Origin of the sequence: Paenibacillus lautus, assembly GCF_050482385.1 — a bacterium.
Classification (GTDB): Bacteria; Bacillota; Bacilli; order Paenibacillales; family Paenibacillaceae; genus Paenibacillus_AQ; species Paenibacillus_AQ lautus_B.
This window is the reverse complement of sequence record NZ_JBCNHV010000047.1, coordinates 1-568: the sequence shown is the minus strand read 5'-3', so window position 1 is coordinate 568 and position 568 is coordinate 1. Positions and strand designations below refer to the sequence as shown.

The 568-nt window shown below is 48.2% G+C and carries 2 tRNA genes and 1 rRNA gene; all 3 read left to right on the top strand.

Features of this window, described 5'->3' with window-relative positions:
- Positions 1–91: 91 nt before the first annotated feature.
- The 3 genes from rrf to ABEW73_RS33690 all read left to right on the top strand — a co-directional run bounded on the left by rrf (position 92) and on the right by ABEW73_RS33690 (position 463).
- Positions 92–208: ribosomal RNA gene (gene rrf / locus ABEW73_RS33700) — 5S ribosomal RNA — on the top strand.
- An 11-nt stretch (positions 209–219) separates the two neighbouring features.
- A tRNA-Ile gene (locus ABEW73_RS33695) sits at positions 220–296 on the top strand.
- Positions 297–387: 91 nt separating this feature from the next.
- Positions 388–463 (top strand) — tRNA-Ala (locus ABEW73_RS33690).
- Positions 464–568 lie beyond the last annotated feature (105 nt).

Here is a 568-nt window from a genome sequence, read left to right as displayed (position 1 = left end):
GATGGCGCAAGTCATTGTACAGACTTCATTGAAGTCAACCAACTCACTCGTTGGTCAGTTTTGAAAGATCAATTCTTTCACCTTAAATACGTTTGGTGGCGATAGCGGAAGGGTTCCACGCGTACCCATACCGAACACGACCGTTAAGCCTTCCAGCGCCGATGGTACTTGGACCGAAGGGTCCCGGGAGAGTAGGACGTCGCCAAGCGTATTTTATATGGGCCCTTAGCTCAGCTGGTTAGAGCGCACCCCTGATAAGGGTGAGGTCGGTGGTTCGAGTCCACTAGGGCCCACCATATAAATACTAACTTCATAAGGTAAGTGTCGGGGTATACGGAAAGTAATCGTAAATCTCGAAGCCATACTTCACTTTTGGAGTGAAATTATGGGGCTATAGCTCAGCTGGGAGAGCGCCTGCCTTGCACGCAGGAGGTCAGGGGTTCGATCCCCCTTGGCTCCACCATAATCTTCATATCACTTCCATAAATTGCAGGTTGAACTGCAGATTATAACATGATATGATAATCTTCCGGTCGAAAGACTGGGGTTGATCCTTGAAAACTAGATA